We start from the raw sequence: 21073 nt of genomic DNA on the forward strand, positions 1-21073 counted from the left end.
CCTTGCAGAGCGTTCGCCTGCAGGTAAACTTTTTTTTAATCGGGCTCGCGACGGCCCTGAAAGCTGTAACCCGCGCCCGGGATGGTCTTGATCAGCGAGTACTCGAAACCTTCGTCGAGTTTGCGCCGCAGACGATGGATATGTTTGTCGATGACATTGTCGTTGGGGTCGAAGGTGTAATCCCAGGCACTGTCGAGCAGCATGTCGCGGGTGACCACCTGACCGCTGTGGCGCATGAGTTTTTCCAGCAGCAGCGCCTCACGCTGTTGCAAGACAATGCTACGGCCTTGGCGCACCGCCGTACGCGTCGCGCAGTCGAGTTCGAGTTCGCCGACTTCCAGCTTGCGCCCTGCTGCGCTCGGTTGATCGGCACCGCGCAACAAGGCATCGAGGCGCGCGAGCACCTCGGCGAATGCGTAGGGTTTTGCCAGGTAATCGTCGCAACCGGCTTGCAGGCCTTCGACCTTTTGCGCGGTGGTCGACTGAGCACTGAGCATCAGCACCGGGATACGCAAACCGCGACTGCGTATCGCCCTTACCAGCGCAATGCCGTCGAGCCCCGGCAGGCGCCGGTCGACAATCAACGCGTCATGAATCCCTTCCAGGGCCATGGCCAGTCCATCGTTGCCTTCTTCGGCGACATCCACCACGTGCCCGCTTTCCGTCAGCCCACGCAACAGGTAGGTGGCGGTTTGGGCATCGTCTTCAACCACTAGAATGCGCAAGGAGCTTTCTCTCTCAACTAAAACCTAAACTTTTATTTATCCGGCAGCGACGTTGGCGTCTGCCTGGATTTGACACACTATGCCATCTCTCCACTCGTTCAAGTGACCGGTTCAACTCCCATGACCCATGTTCTGGTCGTCGAAGACGACAGCTCCACCGCCCGCGAAATTGAAGCAGCCCTGCAGGACCACGGGTTTACCGTCACTTGCGTGAACAATGGCCGCGACGGTTTGCTCAAAGCCCTCAGCGAGCCCTTCGACCTGATCGTGCTCGACCGGATGCTGCCCGGCGGCATAGACGGGCTGGGCGTATTGACCGCTTTGCGAGCGGCGAGTGTGAGCACGCCGGTGTTGATCCTCAGTGCCCTGAGCGCGCTGGATGAGCGTGTTCGAGGTTTGCGCGCCGGTGGCGATGACTACCTGACCAAGCCTTTCGAATTCATCGAGCTTACCGCACGGCTGGACGCCTTGAGCCGTCGCCGTGCCGAACCCGCCACCCGCGAACCGGACAACCAGCTGCGCGTCGGCAACCTGCACGTCGACCTGTTACGCCGCAGTGTGCGCCGCGGCGATCGAACCATCGACCTGGTTCCGCGTGAATACGCGTTGCTGGAACACCTGATGCGTAACGCCGAACAGGTGGTCACACGCACCATGTTGTTTGAAGCCGTGTGGAATTACAGCTACGACGAGCGCACCAATGTCATCGAGGTGCATATCGGCCGCCTGCGTCGCAAGATCGACGCCGAAGGTGAACCGCAGATGATCCACACCATTCGGGGGGCCGGCTATGTTCTCCGTTCACCTGAGTGAGATTCCGCGCACCATCAGTTTTCGCACCGGCCTGATGTTCCTGGGGCTGTTCGGCTGCTCGTTTCTGGCGCTGTTTGGCTACATTTACTGGCAGACCGCGTTTTACCTGAAGACCGAGGCCGACACTGCGCTCTATCGTCAGGTAGAGAGTCGCAGCCAGCAAACCCCGCAACTGCGGGAAGAGGAAATCCGCAAACACGCCATTTCGGACACAGAAGGCCGCCTGCCCCACAGTTTGTTCGATGAAAACGGCCAGTACATGGTCGGCGCCATTCATCAACTGCCGCCGTTCAGAAAATATGATCGACCCGCCGAGTTCGACTGGCAAAAAACCAATGATCGCTCCCGTCCGGTGCGGTTTATCGTTCATAAACTGGAAGACGGCAAAATCTTGCTGGTCGCCCAGGACATGCATGATATCGGCGAGTTCGACGAACTTTTGGTCCATGCGCTGGTTTCCGGTGGGGTCCTGCTGCTGGTAGTCGGCCTGTTAGGTGCGATCGGCCTTGGCTACTCCGCGCGGCGCCGACTCGACAAGTTGAGCGACTCGATCAAAGGCATCATCGAGGGCGACTTGAGCAGCCGCTTGCCCACCCTGGGCAACAACGATGACATCGACCGCCTCGCCAACGTCGTCAACAGCATGCTCGATGAGCTGGAACGCTTGATGAGCGAGGTCAAGGGCGTCTGCGACGACATCGCCCACGACCTGCGCACGCCCCTGACCCGGCTGATTGCGGGCCTTGAGCGCGCACAACGGCGGGGTTTGCGCGAGGACGAATACGCCGCCAGCATTGATTCGGCCCTGAGCGAGGCCAAGGGCCTGCTGATGACGTTCCGTGCCTTGCTGCGCATTTCCGAGATTGAGGACAGCGCACGACGCAGCCACTTTGCGCCGGTCGATCTGAACCTGATTGGCGCCGATGCCACCGAACTCTACGAACCGCTGGCCGAGGAACGCGGCATCAGCCTGGCGTTCCATGCCGGCGCGCAGCCAACGCTGATCGCTGGCGATGCGCAACTGCTGTTCGATGCCTGCTGCAACCTGCTGGACAACGCGATCAAGTTCTCACCCGACCATAGCAGCGTCAGTCTCAGCGTCATCAGCGACGCAACGGGCATCGGTATTCGGGTCATCGATAACGGTCCGGGGATTGCGGAAGACGAGCGCGAGGCGGTATTTCGCCGGCTCTACCGTTCAGAACTGAGCCGTCACACACCCGGCAACGGGTTGGGCTTGAGCATGGTGTCGGCCGTGGCGCGGTTGCACGACATGAAGCTTGCGGTCTACGACGCGGCCCCGGGTTGCCGAATCGATCTACTGGGAAAACAGCCTCATGAAACGGCTTGAAACAATCGAGTTTGAGCAGGCTCTAGCCGCCTTCCCGACGACCACGCGCGAGGTCCTGGTCGAGGTGGCCCTGGCCGTTGGCAATGCAATTAAAATCAAACAATTAGCCTTCGTTAAGAGAAGGTTAAGAGCTCCTGCGAAATTTTCACATTCGTTTCACTTATCCCCCACTTGCCCATCTCTACATTGATCATCACAAATCGACCTTCAATGCTCGCGTTTTCCGTGAACTGTCTATCCTGACTGCTTGAACGGAATCGACATTCTTCGTCCCAATACGACTTACAGGTGAAAGGCGTGGTTAATACTGTATTACCCAAGGACTTGCCTAAACGAGCGGTCAAAAAACGGTTTCTGAAGGTCACGCTAGCGGCGTCGGCAGTGATAGTGGCCGCTCTGGTCACGGGATTCACCTTGTGGCCTCGGTCTCCAGCGATGCTGGCGGAAAGTGATCACATGGCAACGGCTGGCGTATTCCAACACTGGCAGGCAGGCGATGTGGTGGTGCTGGTTCGACATGCCGAACGCTGCGATCAGTCGAAAAACCCGTGCCTGGGCCCGGCCGATGGCATTACCCAGGTAGGCAGCGCGGCATCGACAGACGTCGGCAAAGGGTTCAACGCCCTGGGCATGGACCATGCGGATGTGTTCAGCAGCCCGGCGACCCGCACGATGCAAACCGCGCAGTACATGTTTGGCAAAGAGGCGTCGAATCAGGAATGGCTGGCCCAATGCGGCAAGACCATGCGTGACGATGTGGTCGCACACAAAACGGCGCATCGCAATCTGGTCCTGGTCACGCACAGCGGCTGCATCAGCGACTTCGAGAAACAAACCGGCTTCAAGCATGCTCCCACCAGTCAGTACACCAGCTCCCTGTTCGTTTCGGTGACGGCTGACGGGCAGCTGAAAGTGCTCGGCATTGTGAATTCCGGGGACTGGCCAGCCGTGCTGGATAAGCGATTCGCCAGCAAATAATACGGTTTGCCAGGACACGCCCGCGCTGTTAACGAACTCAAAAAATAAAGCCATTACGGCAGTTCGCCAGCGCTCGCGTGCATTTGAAACAAATTGAATAACTTTATTTTTTTCAGCGAGTTACTGGAAATCCGGGGATTTCACGCTTGAATGCCTGTTTGGGGAAAATCCTCAATGGAAGACTCGACGCTCCACTTGTAGCATGCGGTGCCCGCTCACAGCGGCTCACTCACCTGCACCCGTCCAGTCCGCTGCCAGGAGGCCCAGGAATGTCATGCGTCGACTTTATCCTTTTGCCGAGTAATACGGCCGGCTCGCCACAGCGATGCCTGCGCCCCTGCACGCGTCTTTGTTGAAGAAGACCGGCGCAGCATCGAACGTCGTAACCAAAACACCAAAAACCGAGCAACGTCTTCCGGTATCAAGGCCGTCCCATGAAGCGAAAAATAATACTCGTCACGCATCACTTTACTGATTGCTCACGCAGCAATCCGAACCGCCGAATGAAGTCGCAGGGAGCACGAGTCAAATGATCAAGCGCTGGGCTCTACCCTGCCTATTGTTGGCCTTCGGCCTGTTCTACCTGTTGCCGATGGTCGGCCACGGGCTATGGATTCCAGACGAACCCCGCTACGCCCAGATCAGCCAGGAGATGTTGCTGAGCGGTGACTGGGTGTCTCCGCACTTCATGGGCTTTCGCTACTTCGAGAAGCCCATTGCCGGTTACTGGATGATCGCCATCGGTCAGGCGATCTTCGGCGAGAACCTGTTTGGCGTGCGTATTGCCTCGGCAGTCGCCACCGGTCTGAGTGTGTGGCTGGCGTATCTGATCGCCCGTCGCCTGTGGAACGATCCGCGCAAAAGTTTCGCTGCCGCCCTGCTCTATATGAGCTTCGGCCTGATCGCCGGCCAGGCTGGCTACTCCAACCTCGATCCGCAGTTCACCTTCTGGGTCAACTTGAGTCTGGTTGCCCTGTGGTTTGCCCTGGATAACAAAACCCCACGCAGCAAACTCGGTGCCTGGGCCCTGCTCGGCTTCGCCTGCGGCATGGGTTTCCTGACCAAGGGCTTCCTTGCCTGGCTGTTGCCGGTGTTGATCGCACTGCCTTACATGATCTGGCAAAAGCGCTTTGGTGAATTGCTGCGCTATGGCCTGGTAGCGCTGGCCGTCGCCATCATCGTCAGCCTGCCGTGGGTGCTGGCGATCAACAGTCACGAACCCGATTTCTGGCGGTACTTCTTCTGGCAAGAACACATTCGCCGGTTCGCCGCCGACGATGCCCAGCACACCCGGCCGTGGTGGTTCTTCCTGCCGATCATGGTGGTTTCGAGTCTGCCGTGGGCGGCCCTGTTGCCATCGACACTGGTTCAGGCCTGGAAAAACAAGACTCAGAACACCACTGGCTTCCTGTTGCTGTGGATGCTCCTGCCGCTGGTATTTTTCAGCCTGAGCAAAGGCAAGCTACCGACCTACATCATGCCGTGCCTGCTGCCGCTGGCCTTGCTGATGGCCAGCACACTGATCGATCTGGTGAGCGAGGCCCGTGGCCGCGCGATTCGCATCAATGGCCTGATCAACGTAACGATCGCGACGATTGCCCTGATTGTCCTGATCTATCTGCAGGTCACCAGGCCGATCTTCGAAAACACCGAAATGTTCGCCATGTCGCTAGGCTTCATCGTGCTGGCCGGCTGGATCATCGCCAACGCCTTGCAAGCGCTCCGGCCGCTGGTCTATTGGGCCGCTCCGGCGCTGGGTATCTGGCTACTGATCGCCTTGCTGCCAGCAGCCATGCCCGGCGTCATCGTCAACAGCAAAATGCCTGACCAGTTCATCGCCGAACATGTTCAGGAATTAAGCGAGACTACTTCGCTGCTGAGTAACGATCTGGGCGCGGCCTCGGCATTGTCCTGGCGCCTGAAACGCCCGCAAGTCGACCTGTACAACACCGTGGGTGAGTTGAAATACGGTACTGATTTCCCTGAGGCCGCACACCGCAAAGTCGACATGAACAGTGTCCAGCAGTGGATGACCGAAGCCCGTAAAAAGGGCTCGGTGGGTGTGGTCATGCGGGTGAAAAATGCCCTGGAAGAGCAGGAAGTCTTGCTGCTGCCGATCGATGGCAAGCACTACAAACGGGGCGAACTGGAGATCATGATTTTCCCGAAACTGCCCTGAAGACTCCTGATGAGCGGGTTTACCGGGCGATGATGTGCTAATCGTCACCCGGCAAGTAGATGATCTGCATTTTCTGACCCCCGGCGCGCAGGTTGTGGCGTTCAAAGGCACGGCGCAATCCTGCAGCTGGCGGTCGAGACCGAAGGGAAATACCACATGAAGTCGCGGGAAACGGAAACACGCGCGCTGCTGATCCTGCTTGGGGTTTCAGCGCTACTCCTGTTATTGGGACTGGGCACACGGGAACTTTGGGGCCCGGAAACCCGTTGGGCGAATATCACGCTGCAGATGCTGCAAAGCGGTAACTACTTCGACCCGTACCTCATGGGCGGCTCCTATTACGACAAACCACTGCCCTCCTACTGGTTGATTACCGCCACCACCTGGTTTACAGGCGGCCTTGGTCACTGGTCATTGCGTCTGACTTCGGTGATTGCCGCCTGGCTGAGTGTCTGGCTGGTCTACTTGATCGGCGAGCAACTGTTTCGCAAAGGCACCGGTCTGATCGCCGGCTGGATGCTCGCAACCACCTTCTATTTCGTCTTTTGGGCCCGAGTCGCGACGGCTGACATTCTGACCGTATGCGGTGTGCTGGCGGCGGTCTGGTGGTATTGGCGCGGCCCGGACGACACGCGACTCGGGCGCTACTGCGTGTTCTTCCTGCTGCTGTCCGTGACCTCGCTGTTCAAAGGCCTGATCGGCTTTATCCTGCCCGGCCTGGTGCTGTTGCCGCATCTGCTGCAAGAAGGCCGCTGGAAGCGTCACCTTAACCTGCGCCTGTGCGTCGCCCTGCTGGTTGGCGGCGCGGTCTATGCGGTGCCGTTCGTGTTGTCGAATATCTACGGCGCACCCACCTCCGCCCAGAGCGGTCTGGGACTGGTCTTCCGGGAAAACGTGGTGCGGTTTTTCCAGCCGTTCGACCACATCGGGCCAATTTACACCTACCTGATCTACTTGCCGGTTTATACCCTGCCATGGGCACCGTACTGGGTGCTTGGGCTGTGGGTCGCGGCCCGTAACTGGCGCACACTCGAACCCAATGCCCGCTGGTTGATCTGGGGTCTGGGCTTGCTGTTCCTGTTCTTCACCGCCAGCGGTAGTCGACGCAGTTATTACGTCTTGCCACTGGTACCATTTGCCCAACTGTTGGCGGCCTGGTGGGTCACCCGGCACATGGAAGAACGGCGCGCTGCCGGCAAAGCCGAAGGACGCGGTCTGAAGATCGGCTTTGGCGTCACGACGGTCCTGCTATTGCTGATCCTCGGGATTATCGTGCCCTGGAGCAACACCGGTGGCGGCGTTGTGCAATTCGGCAAGGACGTCAAGGCTCAGGCCAGCCTGATCGCGCCATGGAATCAATGGCGGATGGTGATGGTCGATGTCGACAACAAAGTCCCGATGTACCTGCAAAACGACGGAGCGCCTTTCTACTACGCTCCCGAAAACAAGGACTTCCCTCGCGAAGGCAGCACCGCACAATTCATGGCATGGCTGGAAAAAAACAGCGGCCAGCAGTGGGACCCGCAGCGCACCATCATTGTGGCGCACTACAAACGCGGCGATCAGCTTCCGCTGAACTACCTGAGCGTCGACCATCAGGCCGTCGTCACGCAGCCAGACAACGGCGAACGGCTGCTGCATCCGCGCTCGGATGCCAGCGTCGCCTTTATCCCCAACGCCCCCGCCCAATGAAAAAGCATCGAGAGGCCCAGTGGGCCTCTCGATCCTTTCCAGCATGGCTCACATGAAATCAGTGGGCCTCATCGACGATAGTGTTTGAATTCAAACCGCTCTGTCCTTCAAACTCCCTCCTCAGCGCCTCAATCTAAATACAAACGACATTGATTAACGACTGATTTGACGTTTTTTTCACATATCCCGCACTACATTGCCGCCACCAAAATCTATGCGAATGATTCGCATTGTTCGGGGCGAGCTGCAGGGATTGCGGGAAGCGAACGACAGGCTCGCCCACCTGATTCTCAATAAAACTGCAGGAGCTGCTAACAAAATGAATCACCGTCGCCCTTCGTTTCTGAAAATCGCGCTGCTCGCCACCGCTCTTATGGGTGCTGGCCATGTCTTTGCTGCGCCAAGCAGCGACGGCATCGTGGTCTATAACGCGCAGCATGAGACCCTGACCAAGGCCTGGGTCGAGGGTTTTACCCATGAAACAGGGATCAAGGTCACGCTGCGCAACGGCGATGACAGCGAGATGGGCAATCAGCTCGTGCAAGAAGGTGCGGCCTCCCCGGCTGACGTGTTCCTGACCGAGAACTCCCCGGCCATGGTACTGGTGGACAACGCCGGGCTGTTTACCCCTGTCGCACCGTCGACCCTGGAGCAAATCGGTTCGGCCTATCGCCCGGCCCATGGCAAATGGGTGGGCATCGCCGCTCGCTCGACCGTGTTTGTCTACAACAAAGCCAAGCTGGCCGAAGCCGATCTGCCGAAGTCTCTGATGGACCTGGCTTCCCCAAGCTGGAAAGGTCGTTGGGCCGGTTCGCCTGCCGGCGCCGATTTCCAGGCCATCGTCGCCGCCGTACTGGAACTCAAGGGCGAAGCCGCCACCCTGGAATGGTTGAAAGGCATGAAAGCCAACGCCACCGCCTACCGTGGCAACAGCGCTGTGCTCAAGGCAGTGAACGCCGGTCAGATTGAAGGCGGCGTGATCTACCACTACTACAGCTTCGTCGATCAGAGCAAAACCGGCGAAAACAGCAAGAACACTTCGCTGCACTACTTCAAGCACAAAGATCCGGGCGCGTTTGTCAGCCTCTCCGGTGGCGCTGTCCTAGCGTCCAGTAAACACCAGGAAGAAGCTCAGGCGTTCCTGAAGTGGATCACCGGCAAAGAAGGCCAGGCCATTCTGAAAAACGGCAACTCGTTTGAATACGCCGTAGGCCAGAATGCCGAGTCGAACCCGAAACTGGTGCCGCTGGCGCAACTTGATGCACCTGCGGTCGATGCCTCCAAACTCAACAGCAAAAAAGTTGTCGAGCTGATGACTCAGGCGGGGTTGTTGTAATCCGATGTCCAAGCCAGTCGCGCTGCCAGAAGCTAGTAAAGTCGTCGATCTGACGACTCTGGCCAACCCTCGTCAACACCCTCGCCGCGCCTCCGGGAGGCGCAGCGGCTCGTGGGTGGTGGCCATATCCATTCTGGTGTCGTTGCTGGCCCTGCTGCCGTTGGCGTTTGTCATCGGCATTTCCATCAAGACCGGCTGGGCGACGATTGCCGAGCTGGTCTTCAGGCCCCGAGTGGCCGAACTTTTGATCAACACCGTGTTGCTGGTGGTGATCACGATTCCCCTGTGTATCGCGCTCGGCGTGGCACTCGCCTGGCTGACCGAACGCACCGATTTGCCGGGCCGCCGCCTCTGGTCGGTGCTGGCAACGGCACCGATTGCGGTGCCGGCCTTTGTCCACAGTTATGCCTGGGTCAGCCTGGTACCACCGATTCACGGGTTGTTTGCCGGGGTACTGGTTTCGGTTATCGCCTACTTCCCGTTCCTCTATCTGCCAGTCGCCGCCACCCTGCGGCGTCTTGATCCGGCCATCGAAGATGTCTCCGAATCGCTGGGCCTGAAGCCCTGGGCGGTGTTTTTCCGGGTCGTGCTGCCGCAACTGCGCCTGGCCATCTGTGGCGGCGCCTTGCTGGTCGGCCTGCACCTGCTGGCCGAATACGGCTTGTACGCGATGATTCGCTTCGACACCTTCACCACGGCGATCTTCGACCAGTTCCAGTCGAGCTTCAACGGTCCGGCGGCGAACATGCTGGCCGGAGTTCTGGCACTGTGCTGCCTGCTGATGTTGACCGCTGAATCCGCATCACGTGGCCATGCCCGTTACGCACGGGTCGGCTCCGGCAGTGCGCGCCTGCAACGCACCCAGCGGCTGACACGCAACGCCAAGGCCGCTGCACTTTTACTGCCGATCATCACCAGCGTGCTGGCCCTCGGCGTGCCGCTGATTACCCTGGCCCAATGGTTGATTGCCGGTGGCGCGGACGTCTGGCGCATGGCGGAAATTCTCCCGGCATTGAAGCAGACCCTCGTTCTGGCCAGTGTCGGCGCGGTCATCACCACCTGTGCGGCAGTTCCGGTGGCCTGGTTGTCGATACGCTCGCCGGGGCGCCTGCATCGCATCCTGGAAAGCTGCAACTACATCACCAGTTCCTTGCCGGGAATCGTCGTGGCGCTGGCCTTGGTGACCGTCACCATCAGCTTTGCCCGGCCGATTTACCAAACCACCATCACGGTACTGCTGGCGTACCTGCTGATGTTCTTGCCACGCGCGCTGGTCAGTTTGCGCGCCGGTATTGCCCAGGCACCGGTAGAGCTGGAAAATATCGCCCGCAGCCTGGGCCGCTCGCCGAGCCAGGCGCTCTGGCTGATTACCATGCGCCTGGCCGCACCAGGGGCCGCCGCCGGCGCAGCGCTGGTGTTTCTGGCAATCACCAATGAACTGACCGCGACCCTGTTGCTCTCGCCGAGTGGCACCCGCACCCTGGCCACCGGCTTTTGGGCCATGACCAGCGAAATTGACTATGCCGCAGCGGCACCTTACGCGCTGATCATGATTTTGCTGTCGCTTCCGTTGACCGCGCTTCTCTATCATCAATCCAAACGCACGGCAGGCCGATGAACGCTCTCGAACTGAACTCCATCTACAAAACCTTCGGCGCCCTGCCTGCCCTGGACAACGTCAGCCTGTCGGTGCCAGCGGGCAGCCGCACGGCCATCGTCGGCCCTTCCGGCTCGGGCAAGACCACCCTGCTGCGGATGATTGCCGGGTTCGAGTTTCCCGATTCTGGCAGCATCACGCTCAACGGCCAGACACTGGTCGACGGTTCGACCGAAGTTCCCGCGCATCAGCGCATGATTGGATATGTGCCGCAGGACGGTGCGCTGTTTCCACACATGACGGTTGCCGGCAACATCAACTTTGGACTTTCAGGTGATGCCGCCTTGAAGCAAGCACGCGTCGCCGAGTTGATGGACATGGTGTCGCTGGATTCACGCATGAGCCAGCGCTGGCCGCACGAGCTTTCCGGTGGCCAACAACAACGGGTCGCCCTGGCCCGTGCCTTGGCGCAACGACCTCGGCTGATGCTGCTGGACGAACCCTTCTCGGCACTGGACACCGGCCTGCGGGCGTCCATGCGCAAAATGGTTGCCAAGCTTCTGTCAGACACCGGCGTGACCACCATCCTGGTGACTCACGATCAGTCCGAAGCATTGTCATTTGCCGATCAACTGGCCGTGATGCGTCAGGGCCGGCTGGTGCAGACCGGGCAACCGATGGACCTGTATCTGCATCCTCGTGATGAAGAAACGGCGCTATTCCTCGGGGATGCCGTGGTCATGCCGGCGCGGGTCGAAAATGGCTATGCCATCTGCGACCTGGGACGGGTTCATGTCAGCAGTACCTCGCCAAACGGTGCAGCGCAGATCATGTTGCGGCCCGAGCAGTTGCAGATTTCCATTCAGCCCGCCGATCTGGAGCAGGCGGACGGCTGCATTGGAGTGGTGACCGATCGCGACTTTGGCGGCAATACCTGCACCTTGACGGTGGAACTGAAGCAACCCTCACCTACTACGGATGGACAGTCAGCAAGCCGCTCGTTACTGGTTCGCAGTTCCGGGGTGCATGCACCGGCCGCTGGCAGCCTGGTACACATTTCAACTCTCGGTAACGCGCACGTGTTGACTGAGCCTGCTCGCCGCCAGGCGGTTGCGACGCCATAGTTTGCAGCTTGACGCGGACTCAGGGTGAAGTAGTCTTGGCAAGCTATTTACTGTCTTTTTAGCGATGTGCGGGCCAAGTGACGATTTTCTTTGCAGTGCCTGAAAAATGGCGATAGCTATCAGAAAGCGCCTTAAGTATTGGAAAACCCTGAACATTTGCTGTAAAGGTTACAGTTAAACATTCTCGACACCGGTTTTTCATGTCCCTTTCACATTTTCGAGATTACCCTCTGCGCATCCGAAGCGATGCCTTTGGGCCACTCAAACTGCCGAGCGACAAAATAAAAGTCAATTAGTGCACTTTTTCCAGAAGATTGGTTAACTGATTGATATACTTTTCGTTTTTTCGTCTACGCTGTCACCGACTTCGCCTCGAAGCACCGCTTCGAGCTGATTCGCAGGTTGTGCCCCGACTTGCCGCCTTCAAGGGCTGTTGACATATCCAAACCCGAGGTCCACATGAATCAGGCTTTTCTCCCCTTCTCTCGCCCAAGCATCGGTGATGAAGAAATCGCCGCCGTTGAGCAGGTGTTGCGCTCTGGCTGGATCACCACCGGGCCGAAGAACCAGGAGCTGGAGGAGCAATTCGCACAGTACACAGGCTGCCAGCACGCCGTCGCACTGTCTTCTGCAACCGGCGGCATGCACATCACGCTACTGGCGTTGGGTATCGGCCCTGGCGATGAAGTGATCACGCCTTCGCAGACCTGGGTCTCGACCGCCAACATGATCTGCCTGTTGGGCGCTACCCCAGTATTTGTCGACGTCGACCGTGACACCCTGATGACCGATGTCCAGGCCATCGAAGCCGCCATTACCCCGCGCACCAAAGCCATCATCCCGGTGCACTACGCCGGCGCCGCGTTCGATCTCGACCCGCTCTATGCGCTGGCAGACAAACATGGCATCGCCGTCATCGAAGACGCCGCCCATGCCGCCGGTACACGTTACCGTGGCCGCGCCATTGGCGCTCAGGGCACCGCGATCTTCTCGTTCCACGCGATCAAGAACATGACCTGCGCCGAAGGCGCAATGTTCGTCAGCGACAATCAAGCGCTGGCCGATCGAGTGCGCATGCTCAAGTTCCATGGCCTCGGCGTAGACGCCTACGATCGTCTGACCCACGGCCGTAAACCTCAGGCGATGGTCATCGAGCCGGGCTTCAAGTACAACTTGGCCGACATCAACGCAGCCATTGCACTGGTGCAGCTACAGCGCCTCGACGAGATCAACGCAAAACGCACCGCATTGGCGCAGACCTACCTGCAACGCCTGGAAGGCCTGCCGGTACAACCGCTGAGTGTGCCGACCTACCCGCAACAACACGCCTGGCACCTGTTTATACTGCGCATCGACGCCGAGCGTTGCGGGATGGATCGCGAGGCGTTCATGAAGGCCCTGCAAGAACAGAATATCGGTACGGGTATTCACTTTGTGGCCACCCACCTGCACACTTACTACCGTCAGCGATTCCCGGGCATTCATCTGCCCAATACCGAATGGAACTCGGCACGACTGTGCTCGATCCCGCTGTTCCCCGACATGACTACCGACGATGTCGAACGCGTCGTTGGCGCCATTGAAAACATTCTGGACTGAAGCCTTTGAAGCCATATCCAATTAACTGCGTGTCGATCGTTATCCCGGTCTACAACGAAGAAGAAAGCTTGCCTGAATTGCTGCGCCGGACCGAAGCGGCCTGCCAGCTACTCAAACACGAGTACGAAATCGTCTTGGTCGATGACGGCAGCCGTGACAATTCGGCGCAAATTCTCGAAGAAGCCGCCGAGCGTGAAGGCAGCCAGGTCGTTGCGGTCATTCTCAATCGCAACTACGGCCAGCACGCGGCAATCATGGCCGGCTTCGAGCATTGCAAAGGCGATGTGGTCATTACCCTCGACGCCGACCTGCAGAACCCGCCGGAAGAAATCCCCCGCCTGGTGGAACAAGCCGAACTGGGCTACGACGTGGTTGCCACCGTGCGCAACAATCGCCAGGACTCGGCCCTGCGCCGCTGGCCGTCGAAACTGATCAACCTGGCCGTGCAACGTTCCACCGGTGTCGCCATGAGCGATTACGGCTGCATGCTGCGCGCCTACCGCCGCACCATCGTCGACGCCATGCTGGCCTGCCGTGAACGCAGCACCTTCATCCCGATCCTGGCCAACAGCTTCGCCCGCCACACCACCGAGATTCTGGTGCAGCACGCCGAGCGCGAGCATGGCGAGTCGAAGTACAGCCCGATGCGCCTGATCAGCCTGATGTTCGATCTGCTGACCTGCATGACCACTACCCCACTGCGACTGCTGAGCATCATCGGTTTCAGTCTGGCGGCGCTGGGCATGTTGTTTGCCTTCCTGCTGATCTTCCTGCGCCTGATCTTCGGCGCCAGCTGGGCGGGTGGTGGCACCTTCGTACTGTTCGCCGTGCTCTTTGTGTTCACTGGCGGCCAATTCATCGGCATGGGCCTTCTGGGTGAATACCTGGGCCGCATGTACAGCGATGTCCGCGCCCGTCCGCGGTTCTTTATCGAAAAAATCCTACGTAACAAACCCGCTAGTCCTGCTCCCGTTGCCACTGTCGACGGTCTGCCTTCCACCACTACTGATCAGGTTTCGCCATGAGTTCAAAAGCTGTTGTTTTCGCCTATCACGACATTGGCTGTGCAGGTATCGAAGCACTGCTCAACGCAGGTTTCGAGATTGCTGCCGTGTTCACCCACGCCGACGATCCGAAGGAAAACACCTTCTACGGCTCGGTCGCTCAACTGTGCGCCCGCAAAGGCATTCCTGTGCACGCACCGGAAGACGTCAACCACCCACTGTGGATCGAGCGCATTGCCAAACTGAACCCGGACTACCTGTTCTCGTTCTACTACCGCAACCTGTTGGGCGAGCAACTGCTGGCTACCGCCCGCAAAGGCGCGTTCAACCTGCACGGTTCGTTGCTGCCGACCTACCGCGGCCGCGCTCCAGCGAACTGGGTGCTGGTCAACGGTGAAACCGAAACCGGCGTGACCCTGCACCGCATGGTCAAGCGTGCCGACGCTGGCGCAATCATTGCCCAGCAACGCGTCGCGATCGAGCGTGCCGACACCGCACTGACCCTACACGGCAAGCTGCGCGAAGCCGCTTCGAACCTGCTGCGTGACACCCTGCCATTGCTGGTTCAGGGCAAAATCACCGAAACCGCCCAGGACGAATCCAAGGCCACTGTTTACGGTCGTCGTACCGCGGCAGACGGCAAGCTGGTCTGGAAAAAGCCGGCTGAAGAGCTGTTCAACCTGGTTCGCGCCGTGACCCAACCTTACCCGGGTGCTTTCTGCGCCGTGGGCGAGCACAAACTGATTGTCTGGAGCGCTGAAGTCGTCAAGGGCAACGAAGGTCTGGCACCAGGCCGCGTGATCAGCGTCGATCCGCTGCGTATCGCTTGCGGCGAAGACTCGCTGGTTGTCACTTCCGGTCAGCGTAACGAAAACGGCCTGTACCTGAGCGGCCCGCAACTGGCCAATGAGCTGGGTCTGGTCGACGGTTCCGTACTGCGTGGCGCTGAATCGGGCCGCGCCCCGCGTCGTACCCGCGTACTGATCCTCGGCGTCAATGGCTTCATCGGTAACCACCTGTCCGAGCGCCTGCTGCGTGACGACAAGTACGACGTCTACGGTCTGGACATCGGTTCCGACGCTATCGAGCGTCTGCGCAGCCATCCGAACTTCCACTTCGTCGAAGGCGATATCAGCATTCACTCCGAGTGGATCGAATATCACATCAAGAAGTGCGACGTGGTTCTGCCGCTGGTGGCCATCGCCACCCCGATCGAATACACCCGCAACCCACTGCGCGTATTCGAACTGGACTTCGAAGAGAACCTGAAACTGGTTCGCTACTGCGTGAAGTACAACAAGCGCGTGATCTTCCCGTCGACTTCCGAAGTCTACGGCATGTGCCAGGACAAGAACTTCGACGAAGACACCTCGAACCTGATCGTTGGTCCGATCAACAAGCAACGCTGGATCTACTCGGTCTCCAAGCAACTGCTGGACCGCGTAATCTGGGCCTACGGCGCCAAAGGCCTGAACTTCACCCTGTTCCGTCCGTTCAACTGGATGGGCCCACGTCTGGACCGTCTGGACTCGGCCCGTATCGGTAGCTCCCGCGCCATCACCCAGCTGATCCTGAACCTGGTGGAAGGCACCCCGATCCGTCTGTTCGACGGCGGCGAGCAGAAGCGCTGCTTCACTGACATCGCCGACGGCATCGAAGCCCTGGCCCGTATCGTTGATAACGAAAATGACGCGTGCAACGGTCAGGTCATCAACATCGGTAACCCGGACAACGAAGCCAGCATCCGTCAGCTGGGCGAAGAACTGCTGCGTCAGTTCGAAGCTCACCCACTGCGCGCCAACTTCCCTCCGTTCGCCGGTTTCCGCGACGTAGAGAGCAAGGCGTTCTACGGCGCTGGCTACCAGGACGTGGAACACCGCAAGCCAAGCATCGAAAACGCCAAGCGCCTGCTGAACTGGGAGCCTACTGTCGAGATGAGCGAAACCATCGGTAACACGCTGGACTTCTTCCTGCGCGAAGCCATGCTCGAAATCGCGGACAAGCGCTGATGCAGGCAGGTCTTCGGATCGATGTCGACACCTACCGAGGTACCCGTGAGGGGGTACCCCGGTTGTTGGAGATGCTCGATGAAGCACAAGTCAAGGCGACGTTTTTCTTCAGCGTTGGTCCGGACAACATGGGGCGCCATTTATGGCGCCTCATCCGTCCGCAGTTCCTCTGGAAAATGCTCCGCTCCAATGCCGCAGGTCTGTACGGCTGGGACATCTTGCTGGCCGGCACCGCCTGGCCAGGCAAGCCCATCGGCCGTGACCTGGGGCACCTGATGCGCCAGACCCTCGCGGCTGGCCATGAAGTCGGTTTGCACGCCTGGGATCACCACGGCTGGCAAGCCAACGCAGGGCGCTGGAGCGATGCCGAGCTGATCGAGCAGATTCGCCGGGGCGTAGACACCCTCAGCGATATTATCGGGCAGCGCGTCGACTGCTCGGCGGCCGCCGGTTGGCGTGCCGATGAGCGGGTCATCGAAGCCAAGCAACATTTTGGCTTTCGTTACAACAGCGACTGTCGCGGACAAAGCCTGTTCCAGCCTCGGCTGGCAGACGGCAGCCTCGGCACGCCACAAATTCCGGTCGACTTGCCAACCTTCGATGAAGTGGTGGGTCCCGTCGTAGCAGCCAATGAGTTCAACTCATACATTCTTGACCGATTCAGCCCCTCGAAGCTGAACGTATATACGATACATGCGGAGGTAGAAGGGATTCTGATGGCAAACGATTTCCGTCAACTGCTGGTTGATGCGCGTCAGCGTGACATCCAGTTCCAGCCGCTGGGTAACCTTTTGCCCGCCCAACCGACAACCCTGCCTCAGGGGCGCGTGCTACGTGGCGCCCTTGAAGGCCGAGAAGGATGGTTGGGAGTGCAAGGCGCATGAGCAAACGCTGGGCTTTGCCGTTACTGCTTATCGCTTTCGGTCTGGTCTATCTGTTGCCGCTGGGCACGCATGGTCTGTGGATTCCGGATGAAACCCGCTACGCCCAGGTCAGTCAGGAAATGCTCCTGAGTGGCAACTGGGTGTCGCCGCATTTCATGGGCCTGCGTTATTTCGAGAAACCGATTGCCGGTTACTGGATGATCGCCATCGGCCAGGCCGTGTTCGGCGAGAACCTGTTCGGGGTGCGCGTTGCGTCGGCACTCGCGACCGGTTTGAGCATCCTGCTGACCTACCTGATCGCACGCAGGCTCTGGAACGATCCGCGTAAAAGCATCGCCAGCGCATTGCTCTACATGAGTTTCGCCGTGGTCGCCGGTCAAGGCGGCTATTCCAACCTCGATCCTCAATTCACGTTCTGGGTCAACCTGAGCCTGGTAGCCTTGTGGTTCGCACTGGACAGTAGCAGTCGCAATGCGCGGCTGATGAGTTGGGCAACCCTGGGACTGGCCTGTGGCATGGGCTTCCTGACCAAGGGGTTCCTGGCCTGGTTACTGCCGGTATTGATCGCCCTGCCCTACATGATCTGGCAAAAACGCTGGCGTGAACTGTTGGCATACGGCCCGATGGCTATCGTAGTCGCGATTGTCGTCAGCCTGCCGTGGGTCCTGGCCGTGCATGCGCAGGAACCCGATTACTGGCGTTTCTTCTTCTGGCACGAACACATTCGCCGCTTTGCCGGTGACGACGCGCAGCACGTAGCGCCGTGGTGGTTCTACCTGCCGATGCTGGTAGCGTTCAGCCTGCCGTGGGCAGCGTTCCTGCCTTCGGCGCTCAAGCAAGCCTGGCAAACCAGGCGTCAGGCAAGCACCGGCTTCCTACTGCTGTGGCTGGTCCTTCCGCTGGCGTTTTTCAGCCTGAGCAAAGGCAAGTTGCCGACCTACATCCTGCCGTGCCTGTTGCCCTTGGCACTGTTGATGGGGAATGCACTGATTGACCGATTGAACCTGGGGCAAAGCCGGCTGTTCAAGATCAACGGCCTGCTGAACCTGGTCATCGGCCTGACCACCTTACTGGCGATGGTTTTCCTGCAACTGAAAAAACCCGTGTATGTCGATGAAATGCACAGCCTGGTGCTGGTGTTCATCGTGCTCATGGGCTGGATCCTGTCCAACCTGTTGCTGGTGGTTCGACCGTTGAGCGCATGGGCTGCGCCGGCAATCGGCAGCTGGCTGCTGATCGCCATCCTGCCGGCCGCATTGCCGCACTCGGTGGTCTACAACAAGATGCCCGACCAGTTTGTCCTCCAGCACATTGACGAACTCAGCCAGACCAAAAGCCTGCTGAGCAATGACCTGGGAGCTGCCTCCGCACTGGCCTGGCGTCTGCAACGCCCTGAAGTGGCGTTGTACAACACCATCGGCGAAGTGAAATACGGCCTGGACTACCCGGATGCCGCGGCACGTCGGGTCGATACCGACCACGTGCAACAGTGGATGAGCGAAGCCCGAAAGACCGGCCCGGTGGGTGTCGTCATGCGCGTCAAGGGTGATGATGAAGTCCACGAACTCGACCTGCTGCCCAAGGATGGCAAGCGTTACGAGCAAGGCAACATGGTCATTCTGATCATTCCACAGAGCGCGCCATGACCCTGATTTTGCTGTTGTCCGCCTGTCTGCTGACCTGCATGGGCCAGATCGCCCAGAAATACGCCGTGGAAAGCTGGCGCGGCAAGGACTCCGGCTGGAGCGAAAAACTGCTCTCGCCGTGGTTGTGGCTGGCGCTGGCATGCCTGGGCTTTGGCCTGCTGGTATGGCTGCTGGTGTTGCAGCGCCTGGAAGTCGGTATCGCCTACCCGATGCTCAGCCTCAACTTTGTGCTGATCACCCTGGCTGCCCACTTCGTCTTCCACGAAACCATTGATCGCCGTCACTGGATCGGCGTTGCGCTGATCATCGCCGGCGTCGTTCTGCTCGGGAGGCACGCATGAGCCTTCGTCGTGGAATCAGCTTTGCCATGGGCAGCGTCGCGCTGGTCAGTGCCGCCCAGTTGGGCATGCGCTGGAGCATGAGCCATTTGCCACTGCCCGATCAGTGGCTGCAGGCCCTGAGCAACGGTAATATCGACCTGCTCGCGATCGGCGTGGTACTGGCGTCGATCTGCGCTTACGCCCTGTCCATGCTGTGCTGGCTCGCTGCTCTGCGCGACCTGCCGCTGGGCCGGGCCTACTCGCTGTTGAGTATCAGCTATGCACTGGTGTATCTATTAGCCGCCAGCCTGCCGCTGTTCAACGAAAATTTCAGTCTTTCCAAAACACTCGGGGTGGCCTTGGTCATCCTCGGTGTCATCACTATCAACTCTCGAACTGCTCGCGCCACAGAAGTCAGGAATGCCTCATGAAAATCAGTGTAATTGGTAGCGGTTATGTCGGTCTGGTGCAGGCGACTGTCCTGGCTGAAGTCGGTCATGATGTCGTCTGCATGGACGTCGATCAGAACAAGATCAAAATGCTGCAGAAAGGCCACGTCACTATCTTTGAACCAGGGCTGGAGAGCATGGTCAAGGAAAACCTGGAGAGCGGGCGCCTGCATTTCACCAGCGACGAGAAAATGGCCATCGAGCACGGCCAGGTATTGTTCATCGCTGTCGGCACGCCGTCGGACGAGGACGGCTCGGCCGACCTGAAATATGTCTTGTCCGTGGGTGACGCGGTTGCGCGCCATCGCGTCGAGCCGCTGATTCTCGTGGAAAAATCCACTGTTCCAGTCGGCACCGGCGACACCCTGCGCGCGCACATTGAAGGCGTGCTGAAGAAAGCCGGGCGCACCCTGGAATTCGATATCGTCTCCAACCCGGAATTCCTCAAGGAAGGCTCGGCCGTCAGCGACTGCCGCCGCCCTGACCGTATCGTCATCGGTTGCGAGCGTGAAGAAGTCCGTGAAGTGATGCGCGACCTCTACGCCCCCTTCAACCGCAACCATGACCGCATCATGTTCATGGACCTGCGCAGCGCCGAGCTGACCAAGTACGCAGCCAACTGCATGCTCGCGACCAAAATCAGCTTTATCAACCAGATCGCCGAGCTGGCCGAACACCTGGGTGCGGATATCGAAGCCGTGCGCATGGGCATCGGTGCAGACCAGCGCATCGGCTACCACTTCATCTACCCTGGCTGCGGCTATGGCGGTTCGTGCTTCCCGAAAGATATGCGCGCGTTGATCCACAGCGCCCAGGAAGCCAATTGCTCCAGCGACCTGCTGGAAGCGGTCGAGGCCATCAACCAGCGCCAGAAACACAAACTGTTCGAACGCATCAACGCGTTCTACAAAGGTGAGCTGAAAGGCAAGACCTTCGCCCTCTGGGGTCTGGCGTTCAAACCCAACACCGACGACATGCGCGATGCACCAAGCCGCGTGCTGATGGAATCGTTGTGGGCTGCCGGCGCACACGTGCGGGCCTTCGACCCTGAAGCCATGCAGGAAACCCAACGCCTGTACCCGGATCAACCGAACCTGTCGCTGATGGGCACGCCGGAATCCGCGCTGGTTGGCGCAGACGCGTTGATCGTTTGCACCGAATGGCAACAGTTCAAGGCGCCGGACTTCAAATTGATCGAAGAGCGTCTCAAGGCTCCGGTGATTTTCGACGGTCGCAACCTGTACGACGCCGAACGCCTGGCACGTAAAGGCTTCAAGTACTTCCCGATGGGTCGTGGCGAGTCGCGCAACCTGCCAATCCCTCAGCAGCAGTGGCCAGCCTCTTCCGTCGTAGCCTAGGAGGCCCCG

At 59.3% G+C, this 21073-nt stretch carries 17 protein-coding genes; 16 read left to right on the forward strand and 1 reads right to left on the reverse strand.

Annotation, left to right across the window (positions count from 1 at the left end; translation table 11 throughout):
* Positions 1-35 precede the first annotated feature (35 nt).
* Positions 36-725, reverse strand: a complete 690-nt coding sequence (locus BK658_RS06840) for a response regulator transcription factor (protein ID WP_123581646.1) — start codon at positions 723-725, stop codon at positions 36-38.
* A 120-nt stretch (positions 726-845) separates the two neighbouring features.
* Here BK658_RS06840 and BK658_RS06845 point away from each other — a divergent pair, with 120 nt between their 5' ends.
* From BK658_RS06845 to BK658_RS06920, 16 genes are all read left to right on the forward strand, one after another.
* Positions 846-1538, forward strand: a complete 693-nt coding sequence (locus tag BK658_RS06845) for a response regulator transcription factor (protein ID WP_054597456.1) — start codon at positions 846-848, stop codon at positions 1536-1538.
* Entirely contained in the window at positions 1516-2889 is a 1374-nt protein-coding gene (locus tag BK658_RS06850) for a sensor histidine kinase (RefSeq protein ID WP_123581647.1), read from the forward strand. Before BK658_RS06845 ends, BK658_RS06850 begins: the two co-directional genes overlap by 23 nt.
* 297 nt (positions 2890-3186) lie before the next feature.
* Complete coding sequence (gene pmrG / locus BK658_RS06855; RefSeq protein WP_404943165.1) at positions 3187-3867, forward strand: lipopolysaccharide core heptose(II)-phosphate phosphatase PmrG; 681 nt, start codon at positions 3187-3189, stop codon at positions 3865-3867.
* Between the two features lie 529 nt (positions 3868-4396).
* Positions 4397-6046, forward strand: coding sequence for a lipid IV(A) 4-amino-4-deoxy-L-arabinosyltransferase (gene arnT / locus BK658_RS06860; RefSeq protein WP_123581648.1), 1650 nt, complete (start codon positions 4397-4399; stop codon positions 6044-6046).
* Positions 6047-6202: 156 nt separating this feature from the next.
* Complete coding sequence (locus BK658_RS06865; RefSeq protein WP_123581649.1) at positions 6203-7738, forward strand: ArnT family glycosyltransferase; 1536 nt, start codon at positions 6203-6205, stop codon at positions 7736-7738.
* Between the two features lie 319 nt (positions 7739-8057).
* Complete coding sequence (locus BK658_RS06870; protein WP_123581650.1) at positions 8058-9074, forward strand: iron ABC transporter substrate-binding protein; 1017 nt, start codon at positions 8058-8060, stop codon at positions 9072-9074.
* Positions 9075-9078: 4 nt separating this feature from the next.
* Positions 9079-10692 (forward strand): ABC transporter permease, encoded by a 1614-nt coding sequence (locus BK658_RS06875; RefSeq protein ID WP_259740063.1) that lies wholly within the window; start codon positions 9079-9081, stop codon positions 10690-10692.
* The gene (locus tag BK658_RS06880) at positions 10689-11795 is read left to right on the forward strand and encodes an ABC transporter ATP-binding protein (protein WP_123581651.1); all 1107 of its coding nucleotides are present in this window, start codon (positions 10689-10691) and stop codon (positions 11793-11795) included. Before BK658_RS06875 ends, BK658_RS06880 begins: the two co-directional genes overlap by 4 nt.
* 459 nt (positions 11796-12254) lie before the next feature.
* Entirely contained in the window at positions 12255-13394 is a 1140-nt protein-coding gene (gene arnB, locus BK658_RS06885) for a UDP-4-amino-4-deoxy-L-arabinose aminotransferase (protein WP_019690500.1), read from the forward strand.
* 5 nt (positions 13395-13399) lie between these two features.
* Complete coding sequence (gene arnC / locus BK658_RS06890; RefSeq protein WP_054597464.1) at positions 13400-14419, forward strand: undecaprenyl-phosphate 4-deoxy-4-formamido-L-arabinose transferase; 1020 nt, start codon at positions 13400-13402, stop codon at positions 14417-14419.
* Positions 14416-16407, forward strand: coding sequence for a bifunctional UDP-4-amino-4-deoxy-L-arabinose formyltransferase/UDP-glucuronic acid oxidase ArnA (arnA, locus tag BK658_RS06895; RefSeq protein WP_123581652.1), 1992 nt, complete (start codon positions 14416-14418; stop codon positions 16405-16407). Before arnC ends, arnA begins: the two co-directional genes overlap by 4 nt.
* Positions 16407-17291, forward strand: coding sequence for a 4-deoxy-4-formamido-L-arabinose-phosphoundecaprenol deformylase (arnD, locus tag BK658_RS06900; RefSeq protein ID WP_123581653.1), 885 nt, complete (start codon positions 16407-16409; stop codon positions 17289-17291). The genes arnA and arnD overlap by 1 nt, the downstream gene beginning before the upstream one ends.
* On the forward strand, positions 17288-18937 hold the full coding sequence (gene arnT / locus BK658_RS06905) for a lipid IV(A) 4-amino-4-deoxy-L-arabinosyltransferase (protein WP_123581654.1): 1650 nt from the start codon (positions 17288-17290) through the stop codon (positions 18935-18937). The genes arnD and arnT (BK658_RS06905) overlap by 4 nt, the downstream gene beginning before the upstream one ends.
* Entirely contained in the window at positions 18934-19278 is a 345-nt protein-coding gene (gene arnE, locus BK658_RS06910) for a 4-amino-4-deoxy-L-arabinose-phosphoundecaprenol flippase subunit ArnE (protein ID WP_019690505.1), read from the forward strand. Before arnT (BK658_RS06905) ends, arnE begins: the two co-directional genes overlap by 4 nt.
* On the forward strand, positions 19275-19688 hold the full coding sequence (gene arnF / locus BK658_RS06915; RefSeq protein ID WP_123581655.1) for a 4-amino-4-deoxy-L-arabinose-phosphoundecaprenol flippase subunit ArnF: 414 nt from the start codon (positions 19275-19277) through the stop codon (positions 19686-19688). The genes arnE and arnF overlap by 4 nt, the downstream gene beginning before the upstream one ends.
* On the forward strand, positions 19685-21064 hold the full coding sequence (locus BK658_RS06920; protein ID WP_123581656.1) for a UDP-glucose dehydrogenase family protein: 1380 nt from the start codon (positions 19685-19687) through the stop codon (positions 21062-21064). Before arnF ends, BK658_RS06920 begins: the two co-directional genes overlap by 4 nt.
* The last annotated feature ends 9 nt before the right edge of the window (positions 21065-21073 follow it).

This window comes from Pseudomonas brassicacearum, assembly GCF_003732175.1.
Taxonomy (GTDB): domain Bacteria; phylum Pseudomonadota; class Gammaproteobacteria; order Pseudomonadales; family Pseudomonadaceae; genus Aquipseudomonas; species Aquipseudomonas brassicacearum_G.